13 protein-coding genes are annotated in these 15,742 nt (G+C 43.0%); 10 read left to right on the top strand and 3 right to left on the bottom strand.

From position 1 onward, the window contains the following. Positions 1-425: 425 nt before the first annotated feature. Complete coding sequence (locus DET59_RS10405; protein WP_113969606.1) at positions 426-1,298, top strand: alpha/beta fold hydrolase; 873 nt, start codon at positions 426-428, stop codon at positions 1,296-1,298. A gap of 495 nt (positions 1,299-1,793) precedes the next feature. Here DET59_RS10405 and ytrI read toward each other — a convergent pair whose 3' ends face one another. After that, positions 1,794-2,297, bottom strand: a complete 504-nt coding sequence (gene ytrI / locus DET59_RS10400) for a sporulation membrane protein YtrI (RefSeq protein WP_113969605.1) — start codon at positions 2,295-2,297, stop codon at positions 1,794-1,796. After that, positions 2,294-2,629: a sporulation membrane protein YtrH gene (ytrH, locus tag DET59_RS10395; protein ID WP_113969604.1), complete on the bottom strand. Its 336-nt coding sequence runs from the start codon at positions 2,627-2,629 to the stop codon at positions 2,294-2,296. Before ytrH ends, ytrI begins: the two co-directional genes overlap by 4 nt. A 137-nt stretch (positions 2,630-2,766) precedes the next feature. Between ytrH and dnaE the strand changes: the two genes are divergently transcribed. From dnaE to DET59_RS10355, 8 genes are all read left to right on the top strand, one after another. Then, positions 2,767-6,123, top strand: coding sequence for a DNA polymerase III subunit alpha (gene dnaE / locus DET59_RS10390; RefSeq protein ID WP_113969603.1), 3,357 nt, complete (start codon positions 2,767-2,769; stop codon positions 6,121-6,123). Between the two features lie 164 nt (positions 6,124-6,287). Continuing rightward, a complete protein-coding gene (gene ystJ / locus DET59_RS10385) occupies positions 6,288-7,526 on the top strand; it encodes an NADP-dependent malic enzyme (protein WP_113969602.1) in 1,239 nt (412 codons plus the stop codon). Continuing rightward, positions 7,526-8,182, top strand: a complete 657-nt coding sequence (locus DET59_RS10380) for a FadR/GntR family transcriptional regulator (RefSeq protein ID WP_258549636.1) — start codon at positions 7,526-7,528, stop codon at positions 8,180-8,182. The genes ystJ and DET59_RS10380 overlap by 1 nt, the downstream gene beginning before the upstream one ends. Before the next feature lie 164 nt (positions 8,183-8,346). Further along, the gene (gene accD, locus DET59_RS10375; RefSeq protein ID WP_113969601.1) at positions 8,347-9,216 is read left to right on the top strand and encodes an acetyl-CoA carboxylase, carboxyltransferase subunit beta; all 870 of its coding nucleotides are present in this window, start codon (positions 8,347-8,349) and stop codon (positions 9,214-9,216) included. Then, positions 9,210-10,190: an acetyl-CoA carboxylase carboxyl transferase subunit alpha gene (accA, locus tag DET59_RS10370; protein ID WP_113969600.1), complete on the top strand. Its 981-nt coding sequence runs from the start codon at positions 9,210-9,212 to the stop codon at positions 10,188-10,190. Before accD ends, accA begins: the two co-directional genes overlap by 7 nt. Before the next feature lie 341 nt (positions 10,191-10,531). Then, positions 10,532-11,491 (top strand): 6-phosphofructokinase, encoded by a 960-nt coding sequence (pfkA, locus tag DET59_RS10365; RefSeq protein WP_113969599.1) that lies wholly within the window; start codon positions 10,532-10,534, stop codon positions 11,489-11,491. 30 nt (positions 11,492-11,521) lie between these two features. After that, positions 11,522-13,282 carry a pyruvate kinase gene (gene pyk, locus DET59_RS10360; RefSeq protein WP_113969598.1) on the top strand — a complete coding sequence of 587 codons (1,761 nt, stop codon included), beginning with the start codon at positions 11,522-11,524 and terminating at the stop codon, positions 13,280-13,282. A gap of 139 nt (positions 13,283-13,421) precedes the next feature. Beyond that, positions 13,422-13,808: an FxsA family protein gene (locus DET59_RS10355; protein ID WP_113969597.1), complete on the top strand. Its 387-nt coding sequence runs from the start codon at positions 13,422-13,424 to the stop codon at positions 13,806-13,808. 37 nt (positions 13,809-13,845) lie between these two features. Here DET59_RS10355 and ytvI read toward each other — a convergent pair whose 3' ends face one another. After that, entirely contained in the window at positions 13,846-14,952 is a 1,107-nt protein-coding gene (gene ytvI, locus DET59_RS10350; protein ID WP_113969596.1) for a sporulation integral membrane protein YtvI, read from the bottom strand. Positions 14,953-15,099: 147 nt separating this feature from the next. Here ytvI and DET59_RS10345 point away from each other — a divergent pair, with 147 nt between their 5' ends. After that, the gene (locus tag DET59_RS10345; RefSeq protein WP_113969595.1) at positions 15,100-15,558 is read left to right on the top strand and encodes a DUF441 domain-containing protein; all 459 of its coding nucleotides are present in this window, start codon (positions 15,100-15,102) and stop codon (positions 15,556-15,558) included. The last annotated feature ends 184 nt before the right edge of the window (positions 15,559-15,742 follow it).

Below are 15,742 nucleotides of genomic sequence, written 5' to 3'. Positions count from 1 at the left end.
GCTTTCGATTTTTTATTCTGATTCATTCTAAAGTGAGAGCAAGCTGATGAAAAAAGGTGAGGAATATTGGGGGTGATTCACTTGGAAAACGTCAAATTCAAACTTGAATATATTCCTTTAACGTTCTTATTCATCGTGAGTTTAGTTTTACTACTGAAACTTATAACTGGACTGTTGTCAATTAAGGAAGCTATTACATTTGTATTGATCATTATTTTTCTTGCATTTTTAACCATAGATATAAAAAGGAAAACAATCAATAAAAAGTCACCAAATAATGCTTATATGTATGTGGTGTTAATATTTCTATTTTCTTATTTATGATTATTTTAAGCTATCCATGAAATTGCTTTTTTTCTAGAATACAAAAATCCTTTATTAATGCTTTTGTATAAAAACAGTTTCAATCAGAAAGGAACATGATTATGGGAAAATGGAAAAGAAAATTACAACATACCACACGCGGAGTATTTGAGCTATTTATCAAGGGTCAGGGAGCACCGATTTGTGTGACCCACCATTATTCTGAGTTCAACGAAACCGGGGACTATTTTGCGGAGTCATTTACAAGAACCAACCAAGTCTTCTTGATCAACTTACGGGAAGCAGGTCAATCGGATAAAGCAATCGAACCCTATCAGTTAAGTATGCTGGAATCCTTAATCGACTTGGAAGCGATTCGGGAAGCACTAGGGTTTCTTCAATGGGGATTCGCCGGTCATTCAACTGGAGGGATGTTAGGTGTACTTTACGGGATTCATTTCTCGGAAAGTCTGACATTTAATGTGATTGTCGGAGCGGCTGCGAGAGAGTATATGACATTTTCGAAGGATTGCATTTATAATAGTGCCCACCCGGATTTCCACAGAATGCAGGAACTGATTGAAACGTTAAAGCGACCGGATTTACCAATGGAGAAAAGAAAAGAATTGTCGATGGAAAGGACGAAATTATCTTTATATGCACCTGAAAAATATAGTGAGCATTTTTCACTAGATATTCATAAAGGGATGTCTGCTTCGAGAATGAACTTTTTTATCCGTGAATTACAAGTTTATGATGTCAGTAGAAAACTGGAGTTTATTTCAGCCCCCACTTTAGTCATGTGTGGCCGATATGATGTCCAATGTCCTTTAATGTATTCCATTGAGATGGCTGAAGGTATACCTCACTCCAGATTAGTAATCTTTGAGAAGAGTAACCATTATCCCTTCCTGGAAGAGGCAGAGCGATTTGCGGAAGAGTATGATTTGTTTTTGAAGGAAAATCATGATGGTTCTTTTGAAAGAAGACAGTGAGGAGGCATGAAGAAAGAATTAGAGAAATGTATCCGGAATTAAACATAGATCATAGTGAAGTGATTGATCATGGTCAGAATAATGATGTACTAATCGTAATGATACCCTCATCTTCAGGTATCCGAAGTATGTGGAAGATGGTGTAATAATATGGTAATTGACGCAATAACTCAGGATATTGACGCAATTATGGGGATTCCAGACGCAATAATTAAAAAAATGACGCAATTACCATCAATCTAGACGCAATTGTGGTTGGAATCGACGCAATTATGGTAAGGAACGACGCAATTACAATGGAAGTCTAGGGTAAGTATGCTCGAATTGCCGGTTAAGGAGCAGTATCGAAGGACCGGAAAGGAATATCCCAATCGTTTCAAAAGAAATGAATCATTTACAGCAAAGAAAAGCCTTCACTCAACAAAAGACGAACCTCTCATCATAGGCACTAACGCCTCTCCAACAGGTTCGTCCGGCAGCATCAATCATCATTCATCATTCCTCATACTTCAACTCCAACGTAATCTGCGTAGTCGTATAAAAGTACATCTCCCGCACTTTCAAATTGAAGGACTTATCATTTAATTTAACGGTTTTATTTTCGATGATTTTCTTGATGAGTTCCTTATTCCCGTACACCGTTTCTAAGTCTTTGGTCAAAAGGCTCCGCAAATCTTCGCTCAACTGGTCCTCTGTTTCGTGTATGCTGAGTAATTCAACTTTTGTTTTGGTATTGTTGATGATCTTCACTTTGACTTCCTGGATGGTGAGTTGGTCTTCGTTTTCGCTGTTTAGTTGTTTGTATTCTTCCTGTAAATAAGACAGGGTATTTTTCAGTTTGCTGATGTCATTTTTCTGCTCTTCTATTAGATGCGTTTGTTTTTCATGCATGGCGCCGAACATAAAGAGAAAAATCATCCAGCTGATGATGCCTCCCACGACCATTCCGGCGAAGAACCGCTGCCAGGAAGGAAGCCGGTAAAAGGGTGGGATTCTCATGATGAAATATGCTCCTGTGTAAGCCAATTAATAATCATCCCACCCGTGTTTGCACCGCCTAAAGCTGATAGTATTAATAGAAACTGTTTGAATAACTCCTTTGTTTCACCGTTTAAGAAGCCTTTTTCAAAGCTGTATACTGTATCGAATGTACCTCCGATGGCCGCAATGATCGCCCATATCCTAAGGAAATTAGATAAACGCCACATTTCAATGAATAAAGGCTGTCCCATAGCAAAAGAAGCTAAACCGCCGAGCAGGGATCCACCTAGTAAAACACCAAAGGCTATGAAAAAACTTTTCACCAATTCCGGAAAGAAAGCTTCTGCCATTTCATCATCTCCATCTATTACGTGTCTTTACGATAACTATATGGGGTTAGTAGACAAGATATGAGGGAGAACATATTTTCTTTTTTGCGGTTTCTTTCCTATAATAAAAGTATATTGAGAAAAAGGTTGTGCATAACATGTCATTTGTTCATTTACAAATAGCGAGTGCCTATAGTCTCCTGTCTAGCACGATATCGATAAATGGACTTGTACATAAAGCGAAGAATTCAGGGTATAAAGCACTGGCTTTAACCGATAGAAATATGATGTATGCCGCCATCCCTTTTTATAAGGCGTGTTTAAAAGAAAATATAAAACCGATTATCGGGTTAACTGCAGATATTGCAACGGAAAACGAGGAAGGGTCCTATCCGCTTGTTCTGTTGGTGAAAAACCAGACGGGCTATCAAAATCTATTGAAGATCTCGAGTGCGATCGGAGCCAAGACTAAAAATGGGCTTCCGTTGAAGTGGCTTCAATCTTATAGCAAGGGATTAATCGCGATCTCACCTGGAATCAAAGGGGAGATTGAGACCCTTTTATTGAATGATGAAAGTGAAAAAGCAAAGGAGTGCATCCACGCCTATCAACAGATGTTCGGCAGGGACTCCTTTTATTTAAGCATACAAAATCATGGGATTCCGTCTGAGGATACTCTTATTCCTTTACTTCAACAAGTCGCCAAGGAGACAGGAACGGATATGGTGGCTACCAATGATGTTCAGTATTTAGACCAGGAAGATCATTTCGCCCATGAATGCATGGGTGCGATACGTGACGGAGTAAAGCTATCCGAAGATGACCGGGACGTATTGGGTTCACAGGAGTATTATTTCAAGTCTAAAGAGCAGATGGTGGATTTGTTTCCTGATCATGTCACGGAGCTTGAAAACACGATGAAGATTGCCGATCAGTGTCACCTGACCATCCCCTTCCATCAGCAGCTCCTCCCGAAATATCCCCTGCCTGAGGGAGTGTCTGCCCTTCAGGAATTGACACATCTTTGTGAGAAAGGCCTGAGTGAAAGAGTAGAGTCGGTTTCCGATGAGTACATAGAACGATTGGATTATGAGCTTGAAGTCATCGGCAGGATGGGATTCAGCGATTACTTCCTGATTGTCTGGGATTTTATGAAGTATGCGAAGGAAAGGAAGATCCTGACGGGACCGGGAAGGGGATCGGCAGCGGGTTCTTTGGTCTCTTACGCGTTGAGGATTACAGATGTGGATCCGATCGAGCATCATTTGTTGTTTGAACGATTTTTAAATCCTGAACGGGTGTCCATGCCGGATATCGATATCGATTTTCCCGATCACCGGCGGGACGAAGTGATCGAGTATGTGGAAGGGAAGTATGGGAGCCTTCACGTTGCCCAGATCATTACGTTCGGGACGTTTGCAGCGAAGGCAGCCCTGCGTGATACAGGTCGTGTATTCGGATTGAATATGAAGGAGCAGGAGCAGGTATCCAAGCTTGTTCCCAATCAGCTGGGGATCACGCTGCAGGAAGCCTATGAAAAGTCAAAGGGATTCCGCGAATTTGTGACGAGCTCTGATCATTATAAGAAATTATTTCAGACGGCTCTTAAACTTGAAGGGCTTCCAAGACACACGTCGACCCATGCGGCGGGAGTCGTGATGAGTGAAGCTCCGTTAGTGCAATGGGTACCCATCCAGGGAAGTTCATCCGGAATCCATCTTACTCAATTCTCTATGGATATATTGGAAGAAATCGGGTTGTTGAAAATGGATTTCCTCGGCCTCCGTAATCTAAGTATATTAGAAAGAATTGTGAAGAACGTTCAAATGGGAACCAATAAATCATTCTCCATTGAGTCTATTCCCATGAATGATGCGAAAACCTTTGAATTATTAAGTAAAGGACTGACCAATGGAATATTCCAGCTTGAATCTGAAGGAATGCGGAATGTATTAAAAAGACTGAAGCCTAATTCTTTCGAAGATATCGTGGCCGTAAATGCATTGTATCGTCCGGGGCCGATGGAAAATATCCCGACGTATATCAAACGGAAGCACGGTGGGGAAAAGGTGGAATATCCGTTGCCTGACTTAAAGCCGATTCTTGAAATGACTTATGGTGTCATTGTATATCAGGAACAGATCATGCAGATTGCTTCGAAAATGGCCGGTTTCTCCCTCGGGGAAGCAGATTTGCTCAGAAGAGCGGTTTCGAAGAAGAAAAAGGATGTCCTCGACCAGGAACGGGAGCATTTTGTTTCCGGTTCAACACGGAAAGGATATACCGAAGAAGTCGCGCACACCATATATGACTTGATTGTCCGTTTCGCAGATTATGGATTCAACCGCTCCCACGCGGTGGCCTATAGTATGATCGCCTATCAACTGGCTTATTTGAAAACACATTATCCTGCTTTTTTCCTATCATCCCTCCTGACATCGGTAGTGGGAAATGAGACGAAAGTGGCGCAGTACATCCGGGAAGCAAAGCTTTATGATATTGAGATCCTGCCGCCGTCCATTAACACGAGTCAATTTGTCTTTACGGTAGAAGGAAAGAATAGGATCCGTTACAGCTTAGGGGCCATCAAAGGAATAGGGGCAGCTGCTTTAAAGGAAATCATCCGTGCCAGAAAAGACAAACCATTTCAGGATCTGTTTGATTTTTGCATGAGGGTATCTTCCAAAACGATTAACCGGAAGATTCTCGAAAATTTAGTATTATCCGGGGCGTTCGATGAATTCGAAATGGATCGTGCCACACTGCTTGCGAGCCTTGATGTTGCGGCTCAGCATGCGGAACTTGTCAACCCTGAAGGTGATCCCGATCTGTTTCATGAGGAAGAGGCGTTCCTGTTAAAGCCCAAGCATGTCGAAGTAGAGGATATGACCATCGATACGAAGCTTCAATTCGAGAAACAGGTGCTGGGTCTTTACTTATCCGACCATCCCGTTTCTTCCTACCGTCACCTGTATGATGATCTTGGCTTACAGCAAATAGCCGATCTTCAGAAGGGGTCGAAAATCACATTTGGCGGTTATATAACCGGAGTAAAATCCATCCGGACGAAAAAAGGGGAAGTGATGGCCTTCCTCGAAATCGGTGATGAAAGTGGAGAGATCGAAGCGGTAGTGTTTCCGAATGTCTATCGAAATCATATGATTCAGCTTAAAGAAGGGAATATCCTCCTGTTTGGTGGAAACGTGGAAGAACGTAACGATAAGCTTCAGTTCATTGTGAATCAGGTGGAAGCGATGGAAGAAGTCCAGGCGAGAGTGAAAGCAAGGGACCAGAAGCTCTATTTGAAAATTGCCATGGATCAGGATGAAGAGGCTTGTACGCAGCGCATTCAGCAAACGATTCAACGGTTCAAAGGGAAGAATCCTGTCATCGTTTATTATGAACGTGAAAAAAAGAGTGTCCAGCTTCCGGATCATTTACGTGTGTCCCCGTCTCAAGAGGCTCTTAGGGAAATGCATCGGATTCTGGGTGAGGCAAATGTCATATTACAATAACCTACTTTACTAAAACCAATATTTATATTATTGTTTAATAGAAAAAGGTGGTCAGACCACCTCTATATCTTTATTTTTTTCACTATCAATCATGTACAGTTAGAAGATTTATGATAATCATGAATCGACATATAGCATGTAAAGAAACAGAAGGAGTGAGTGGATTGTCATTGCGTGAAGAAGCTCTGCATATGCATCGGGTAAACAAAGGGAAATTAGAAACAACATCCAAGGTGGAGGTCCGGAATGCTGAAGACCTGAGCCTGGCTTATTCCCCAGGGGTGGCAGAACCGTGTAAAGTCATTTATGACAAGCCTGAAACGGTTTACGATTACACAATGAAAGGGAACATGGTAGCGGTTGTTTCAGATGGTACGGCGGTTTTAGGTCTTGGAAATATCGGACCGGAAGCTTCCTTGCCTGTTATGGAAGGGAAAGCCGTTCTATTCAAGAGCTTTGCGGGTGTGGATGCGTTTCCAATCTGTTTGAACACAACGGATGTGGACAAGATTGTTGAAACGGTTAAACTTCTTGAGCCTACCTTTGGCGGAGTGAATTTAGAAGACATAGCAGCTCCGAATTGCTTTGAAATTGAAGAGCGCTTGAAGAAAGAGACCAATATCCCTGTGTTTCACGATGATCAACATGGTACAGCCATTGTAACCGTGGCCGGTCTTATGAATGCCCTCAAGATTGTCGGGAAGAAGATGTCAGAAATTAAAGTAGTGGCCAATGGAGCCGGTGCTGCGGGCATGGCGATCATTAAGCTTCTTTACCGTTATGGTGTGAGAGACATCATTATGTGTGATTCCAAGGGAGCGATTTACGAAGGCCGTCCCGAAGGAATGAATGGAATCAAAGACGAAGTTGCCAAGTTTACGAATCGTGATCAGATCAAAGGTGGACTGACTGAAGTACTAAAAGACGCAGATGTGTTTATCGGTGTGTCTGTTGCAGGAGCGTTAACAGAAGAAATGGTTGCCTCTATGAAACAGGATCCGATTATCTTCGCCATGGCCAATCCTGTTCCTGAAATTATGCCTCAGTTGGCAAAAGCGGCTGGAGCCAAAGTGGTTGGAACCGGTCGATCTGATTTTCCTAACCAGGTAAATAATGTCCTTGCATTCCCTGGAATTTTCCGAGGGGCACTGGATGTTCGCGCGACACACATCAATGAGAAGATGAAGCAAGCTGCTGTTGAAGCGATTGCGGCTTTAATCGGAGAAGATGAATTGAACGAGGATTACGTCATCCCTGCACCATTTGATAAGCGTGTAGCACCTGCTGTTGCAGCTGCAGTCGCAAAATCCGCCATGGAGACGGGAGTCGCCCGTTTGAAGGTGGATCCGGAAGACATTCGCAAAAAGACAGAAGATTTAGCGGTAATCGGGAAGAGTGAATGATGTCAGAAGTGAACTCTCTCCATTCCCACGCTAAAGTATATATTGGAATTGTTCACCAACTGCGAGAAATGATATCTAAAGACGGCCTCAAGCCAGGCGATAAAATCCCTTCTGAAAGAGAGCTGTCCGAACGATTGAACGTTGGGCGCTCTTCTGTCAGGGAGGCATTACGGGCCTTGGAATTGCTGGGACTGATTGAAACCAAAAGAGGCGAGGGTACCTTCTTAAGGGATTTTCGCGATCATCACCTCATCGACTTGTTAGGAATGTTCATCCTCGAGGACCACAAAGCCCAGGAGGACATTCTTTATACGAAAATGATGATTGAAAAAGAAGCGCTGAAAGATCTATTTTCAGAAAAAAAGAAGATGGATGCTCTTTTTGATAAAGTGACAGAAGCGGAATGCCTGGACGATGTGTTCAGGGACATCGTGATGATGAACGCCAATCATTTGGCTCAACGGATTTGGAACATCTTAAATGATTTTGAAACATTGATTTGTGGAGAAATCAAGATGACGAATTCTATGAGGGAAGAGATTATCCTAATGCTTCAAGGAATAGAGAAACAGGATAAAGAGACTGTGCAAGAGACGTATAAAAGGGTCAGGGAAATTGTCGATATGGATGCGACAATTTCCAACATCTTTTTTTAAACCTTTCCATTAAACTGATAGTCAAGCAGTTTTATATCGTGCATTTACTACTAGAAACGAAAGCGGAAGCTGTCCCTGGGAAATTGATTTAAAGTATTTATCACCTTCATTTTTTTTCTTCAGAAGACGTATAAGCGACTGTAATTAGTTAAGGAGGTTTCACCTTGCTTAAGGAACTTTTTAATAAATCCAAAAAGAAAAAATATGCAACCATCCCTTCTGAAGCGGCTAAACATGACGTTCCAGAAGGCATCATGACCAAATGTCCTGATTGTAAAAAGATCATGTACACGAAAGAACTTCAAAAAAACTTAAAGGTGTGCATTCATTGCGGATATCATCATGGGATGAGCTCACCGGAGAGAGTCGATAGTTTTATAGATGAAGGTACCTTCAAGGAGCTTGATCATGACCTTACTTCCGGTAATCCTTTGAACTTTCCTGATTATGAGGGGAAAGTGGAAAAGGACCGTAAAAAGACAGGTATGAATGAGGCGGTCTTAACTGGTTCAGGTAAGGTGAACGGAATCGAAGTGGTCACGGCCATCATGGATTCACGTTTCAGAATGGGAAGCATGGGCTCTGTCGTCGGTGAGAAGATCACGAGAGCCATCGAAGAAGCCGACAAACGAAAAGTCCCATTCATTATTTTCACAGCATCTGGAGGCGCGAGAATGCAGGAAGGTGTCCTTTCCTTGATGCAAATGGCCAAGACCAGTGTGGCCCTTAATCGATTGAGCGAAAATGGAGGACTCTTCATCTCGATCATGACGCACCCGACAACAGGCGGTGTATCCGCAAGTTTCGCTTCCGTAGGGGACTATAATTTTGCTGAACCCGGAGCGCTTATCGGCTTCGCAGGCAGAAGGATCATTGAGCAGACGATCAGGGAAGACTTACCGGAAGACTTCCAAACATCCGAATTTTTATTGAAGCATGGTCAACTTGACGGAGTCATCTCGAGGCTCGAGTTAAAAGAGAAAATCGGGACAGTACTTGATATACATCAGTGGGACGGTGATCTGCCATGGTAAATGAGATGGAATTTGAAAAGCCTGTATTTGAGCTCAAGAAAAAAATAGCCGAGCTGAAGGAGTTCACTCAAAATTCCGACGTCGATTTATCAAAAGAAATCGAGAAACTGGAGAACAGGCTCACGAAGCTTGAAAATGATATCTATGAAAACATGAAGCCGTGGGAAAGGGTTCAGGTAGCACGACACCCGAATCGCCCGACGACGCTTGATTATATCGGCTATCTCTTTACGGACTTCATCGAAATGCATGGAGACCGCCTGTATGGGGACGACGAAGCCATTGTTTCAGGCGTAGGTAAATTTCATGATGTCCCTGTGACCATCATCGGACACCAAAGAGGGAAAGATACGAAAGAAAATATTCGCCGGAACTTTGGAATGCCTCATCCGGAAGGGTACCGAAAAGCCTTACGATTGATGAAGCAAGCGGACAAGTTCAACCGTCCGATCATCTGCTTTATTGATACAAAGGGCGCATATCCCGGTAAAGCGGCAGAGGAGCGGGGGCAAAGTGAAGCCATTGCAAGAAATCTTGTAGAAATGGCAGGCTTGACCGTTCCCGTTATCTGCATGGTCATCGGTGAAGGTGGTAGTGGAGGTGCCCTGGCACTGGGAGTCGGGAACCATATTCATATGCTTGAAAATTCCACCTACTCCGTGATATCACCTGAAGGGGCGGCGGCCATTCTGTGGAAGGATTCCACACAAGCGAAACGGGCGGCTGAATCCATGAAGGTTACAGCACCGGATTTGAAGGAGCTCGGAATCATTGATGAAATCGTCACGGAAGTTAAAGGCGGTGCTCATAAAGGTGTCGAAGAGCAAGCACAATATATCAATGATGTATTAAAGGCATCCTTGAAAGAATTAATCCCCATGAAAAAAGATGAATTGATCCAGCATCGCTATGAAAAATTTAAAGCGATGGGTGAATATTCTGTTTTAAATGATTTAATTGGGGTAAAATCATAATGAACTATGGACTGACAAATAGGAAATACCTTTTGTCAGTCTTTTTCATTAATTTTCCATCCAATTAAAGATTTGTGACGGTATTTTGAAGGTTTTAACAATTAAAACGCTTCCATTTAATAGATTATTTCGTCTTTAGCATTTCCTTTGAGTAACTTGTTGAGAACCTTGTATCTTCGTGTTATTTTAGAAATAATCCATAGTCTATTGGTCCATAATAATGTAGTGAATGCAACAGGATAGTTTGTTCCATTTTCCTTTTCTTAGATATATGTGAAACCATTAACAAGTTGTACCATTCATTTACATATAAAGGCATATTTCTTAATGAGGTGATCGTAGTGAGAAAGATTGGTGTATTAACAAGTGGTGGAGATTCACCAGGTATGAATGCAGCCGTTCGTGCGGTTGTGCGTAAAGCCATTTTCCTTGATATTGAAGTGTACGGTATTTATCAGGGGTATAACGGACTGATTAACGGGAACATCAAGAAGCTTGAACTTGGTTCAGTTGGAGATATCATTCATCGTGGCGGAACGATGCTGTATACAGCCCGCTGTGAAGAATTCAAGACCAAAGAAGGACAGAAAAAAGGCATCGAGCAATTAGAGAAGCATGGAATTGAAGGTCTTGTTGTCATTGGTGGAGATGGTTCGTACCAAGGGGCAAAAGCATTAACTGAATGGGGATATCCATGTGTGGGTGTACCGGGAACGATCGATAACGATATTCCGGGAACTGAATACACAATCGGTTTCGATACGGCTTTGAATACGGTCATCGACGCGATCGATAAGATTCGCGATACGGCAACCTCACATGAAAGAACATTCATCATCGAAGTAATGGGACGTAATGCAGGAGATCTTGCCCTGTGGTCCGGTCTTGCAGGCGGTGCTGAAACCATTCTGATCCCTGAGGAGAAATTCGATCTTGATGATGTCGTGACCCGTCTGAAAAAAGGTCAGGAGCGCGGGAAGAAACATAGTGTCATCATTGTGGCCGAAGGTGTCATGTCGGCAAATGAATTTGCTAATCGTTTCACTGAAGCTACGGGAATGGATACGCGTGTTTCTGTCCTTGGCCATATTCAGCGCGGTGGAACACCAACCGCATCTGATCGCGTGCTAGCAAGCCGTTTAGGTGCACGTGCAGTAGAGTTATTGATTGAAGGAAAAGGCGGAAGAGCAGTAGGAATTGAGAAAAATCAACTAGTTGATTACGATATTATTGAAGCACTTGCCAAGCCACATCAAATTGACTTGGGCATGTACAGACTTTCCAAAGAGCTTTCAATCTAAATTGTTGTAAGATTTCAGGAGGTAAAGAAAATGAGAAAAACGAAAATAGTATGTACGATCGGTCCTGCAAGTGAGAGTGTAGAGAAGTTATCACAACTGATCGAAGCCGGAATGAATGTTTCCCGCTTAAACTTTTCACATGGTGACCATGAAGAACATGGACAGAGAATCATCAATATCCGTGAAGCAGCCGAAAAAGCCGGAAAAACAGTCGGGATCCTTCTTGATACAAAAGGCCCGGAAATCCGTACGAATAATATGGAAGATGGTGCAATCGAATTAACGCAAGGTTCAAGCGTTATCGTTTCCATGAAAGAAGTACTCGGGACAACTGAGAAATTCTCCGTTACATACGAAGGATTAATCGAAGATGTCCATGTTGGTTCTAAAATCCTTCTTGACGATGGTCTGATCGGATTGGAAGTAACGGAAATCGATAAAGCGAATGGCGAGATTCATACGTATGTTGCCAACAGCGGCACTTTAAAGAATAAAAAAGGTGTAAACGTACCGGGAGTTTCCGTAAACCTTCCAGGGATTACGGATAAGGATGCTCAGGATATCGTATTCGGTATCGGACAGGGTGTCGACTTTATTGCGGCATCATTCGTTCGCCGTGCATCTGATGTACTTGAAATTCGTCAATTATTGGAAGAGCATGACGCTTCTCATATTCAAATCATCCCTAAGATCGAGAATCAAGAGGGTGTAGACAATATCAATGAAATCCTTGAAGTATCAGACGGATTGATGGTAGCTCGTGGAGATCTTGGTGTGGAAATCCCGGCTGAAGAAGTACCATTGGTTCAGAAGATGTTGATCAGGAAGTGTAACTCACTTGGTAAGCCTGTCATCACGGCCACTCAAATGCTTGATTCCATGCAACGCAACCCTAGACCGACTAGAGCAGAGGCAAGTGACGTAGCCAATGCGATCTTCGATGGTACAGATGCGATCATGCTATCTGGTGAAACAGCTGCAGGTACATATCCTGTAGAAGCAGTGCAAACGATGCACAACATTGCTTCAAGAGCGGAAACAGCCCTTGATTTCAATGATATCCTGGCGGCACGCAGCAAAGACAGTGAGCATAATATGACGGATGCCATCGGGCAATCTGTAGCGCACACGGCTCTTAACCTTGACGTCAATGCGATTGTGGCTCCAACGGAAAGCGGGCACACAGCACGCATGATTTCTAAGTACCGTCCAAAAGCTCCAATCGTAGCAGTAACGGGAACAGATTCCGTATCACGCCGCTTGGCACTTGTCTGGGGCGTTTACCCTACAGTTGGACGCAAAGTGACAACTACGGACGAAATGCTTGATATGGCAGTAGAAGAAAGCGTCAATTCAGGAATGACGAAGCATGGAGATCGCATTATCATCACAGCAGGTGTTCCGATCGGTGAATCTGGAACAACCAATCTGATGAAAATCCATGTGGTAGGCGATGTCGTTGCTAAAGGTCAAGGAATCGGCCGTAAATCTGCTTATGGAAGAGCAGTCGTGGCGATGTCTGCAGATGAAGCAGTGAAGAATACTACGCCAGGATCAGTTCTTGTGACAATCGGGACTGATAAAGACATGATGCCAGCCCTTGAGAAATGTTCTGCCTTGATCGTTGAAGAAGGCGGTCTGACAAGTCATGCAGCAGTAGTAGGTATCAACTTAGGAATTCCAGTAGTCGTTGGTGTGGACAATGCCACTTCTTTATTCACAAATGGTCAGGAAATTACAGTAGACGCTACTCGCGGTGTCATCTATAACGGACACGCAAGCGTATTATAATTTGAAATATGAAAAGCCAGAGTCTGGAATGGACTCTGGCTTTTTCTGCTTAACTAAGTCAATCCTCACATAATACTTTAAAATTCTTAATATGTTATAATAGAGAGTAATAAGTATTAAATTTATGGAGGAATCCCTCATGAGATATATATTGTTATTGCTAATTATCGTGCCCGCGTTGGAAATTGGTTTGCTTGTTCTTTCCGGACAAGCGTTTGGCTTGATCCCGACCGTTTTACTGATTATTACAACAGGAATTCTGGGAGCTTATTTGGCGAAAAAACAGGGAATGGAAACACTTCGAAAAGCGCAGCAGGATATGCAGTACGGTCAGCTGCCGGGAGATGCCATCATTGATGGATTGTGCATTCTGGTCGGAGGGGTCGTTCTGTTGACACCTGGTTTTATTACCGATGCAATCGGGTTCCTGCTATTACTGCCACCTACACGCAAAATGTTCAAACCGTTCATTTATAAGCTGTTCAAACGCTGGGTCAATAATGGGAATGTGATCATATACAGATAATACAAAAAGCACTGCTCATGGGGAGCAGTGCTTTTTGCTATTTTACACCCATAATAAATTTCCACGTATCTTCAAAGACGCCGGCTCTTTTGAGGGTGGATAGAATGACCAGCACAACGGGACCGACAATCAAGCCAAGAAACCCGATGAGCTTAAAGCCGACAAAGAGGGCGATCAGGGTGGCGAGTGGATCGAGTCCGATGCTTGATGACAGGACTTTCGGCTCCATGATTTGACGCTGTACCACGACAACTAGATAGAGAACGGATAAACCGATACCTAATCCTACGTTCCCTGTAATAAACTCATAAATGATCCAAGGTACGAAAACCGCTCCTGTACCAAGATACGGTAAAATATCAACGAGACCCGTTACGAGCGCAATGGTGATGGCGTAATCCACTCTCAATATGATCAATCCGATTAACACGATGATAGCCGTGATGGAGATGAGGGTGAACTGTGCCCTTACAAATCCGAATAGGGCCCTTTTCAGGTCGATGAATACTTTTCTCCCGCTGCTCATTGCCTTTCCGGGAATGATTTTCTCTGCTTTGGCAGATAATGAATACCAGTCTTTACTGATGAAAAATGTGGCTAAAGCGGCAAAAATCAGGACGGATGCCGCGTTGGGAATCCATGAGATCAACTGAGGCAATTTGGTGAAAAAGTTTTGCAGGAAATCCCCTGCCGATGTGGCGATTTTCGTTCCGGCGGTCTGGACATTTTCTAATATGGTATCCTGCTGCCCTGCTTCAAGGTTCTTGAATAAACCTGATAGCTGGTTGTATAGTGGAATCACCTGACCTACGATGAAATCCTCAGCATATTTGACCAGGGTCTGCACATGCTTAGGAAGCTCTTCAGCTAAATAATTCGCTCCGGAAACAATCTCAGCAATCAATAAGGTGATAAGCCCAGCAAAAATCGCAATAATCAATATGAGAGATAAAGCAACCGCCCATATCCTGGGCAGCCATTTTTCAAGCCAATTCACAAGAGGATTGATGAGTAACGCGATGGCAATGGCAATGATAAACGGATAAGCAAGCTTCCATATGTAATAGAGTGAAATCAATGAGAGCATGACGATAGCTAAAACGATTATGAACCTCATCGTTCGATAAACATATTCTACATTCAAGGGCTTCCCTCCTACCCGATCTTCTACTTCTATTTTAAAGGAGACAGGAAATGAAAGGAAGTTTAATTTAACGAGGTTGATCAATTTTACAACAAATGATAAAAGTTGATATGTCAGGATAATGATTACGAAAGGAAGAGGTTACTAATGTCACAGGCATTCATGTTTTTGTTGCTCCTATTGGGAATTGGCTTCGCTGCAAAAAACCAGTCCATTATTATAGCCGTAACATTTCTAATCCTTCTAAAGCTGGCAGGCATCGATGAAAAAGTGTTTACGAGCATTCAGTCCAAAGGGATTAACTGGGGTGTTACCATCATAACGATTGCCGTATTGGCACCAATCGCTACAGGCGAGATCGGTTTTAAAGACCTGTATGACTCATTAAAGTCACCTTATGCGTGGATTGCCCTCGCTTCCGGGATGGCGGTGGCCTTAATTGCAAAGAGCGGGTTAACGCTGTTGGAGGAGGACCCTCATATTACGACAGCTCTTGTCCTCGGTACAGTCTTGGCGGTGGCATTCTTTAAAGCAGTGGCTGTGGGGCCGTTGATTGGAGCCGGTATTGCGTACCTCGTGATGAAATTATATGAGTTGTTCTTATAGAATGCCACTGGCGTCCGTGCCGGTGGCAGGATCCATCCTCCATATCTCTGATGGGAGGTTGACTTTGATTATACATCTTCGACATATTTAGTGCTTTTACAACGGGATGAGAAACCCCTGTAACCACCCCGTTTGCACGCCTCAATGCTATGGTTTATTTTTCTAGAAAAATAATTTTTATAGA

Origin of the sequence: Rossellomorea aquimaris (genome assembly GCF_003315075.1) — a bacterium.
Classification (GTDB): Bacteria; Bacillota; Bacilli; order Bacillales; family Bacillaceae_B; genus Rossellomorea; species Rossellomorea aquimaris_C.
Note: the sequence above shows the minus strand (reverse complement) of the source record. Positions and strands in the feature narration are given on the sequence as shown.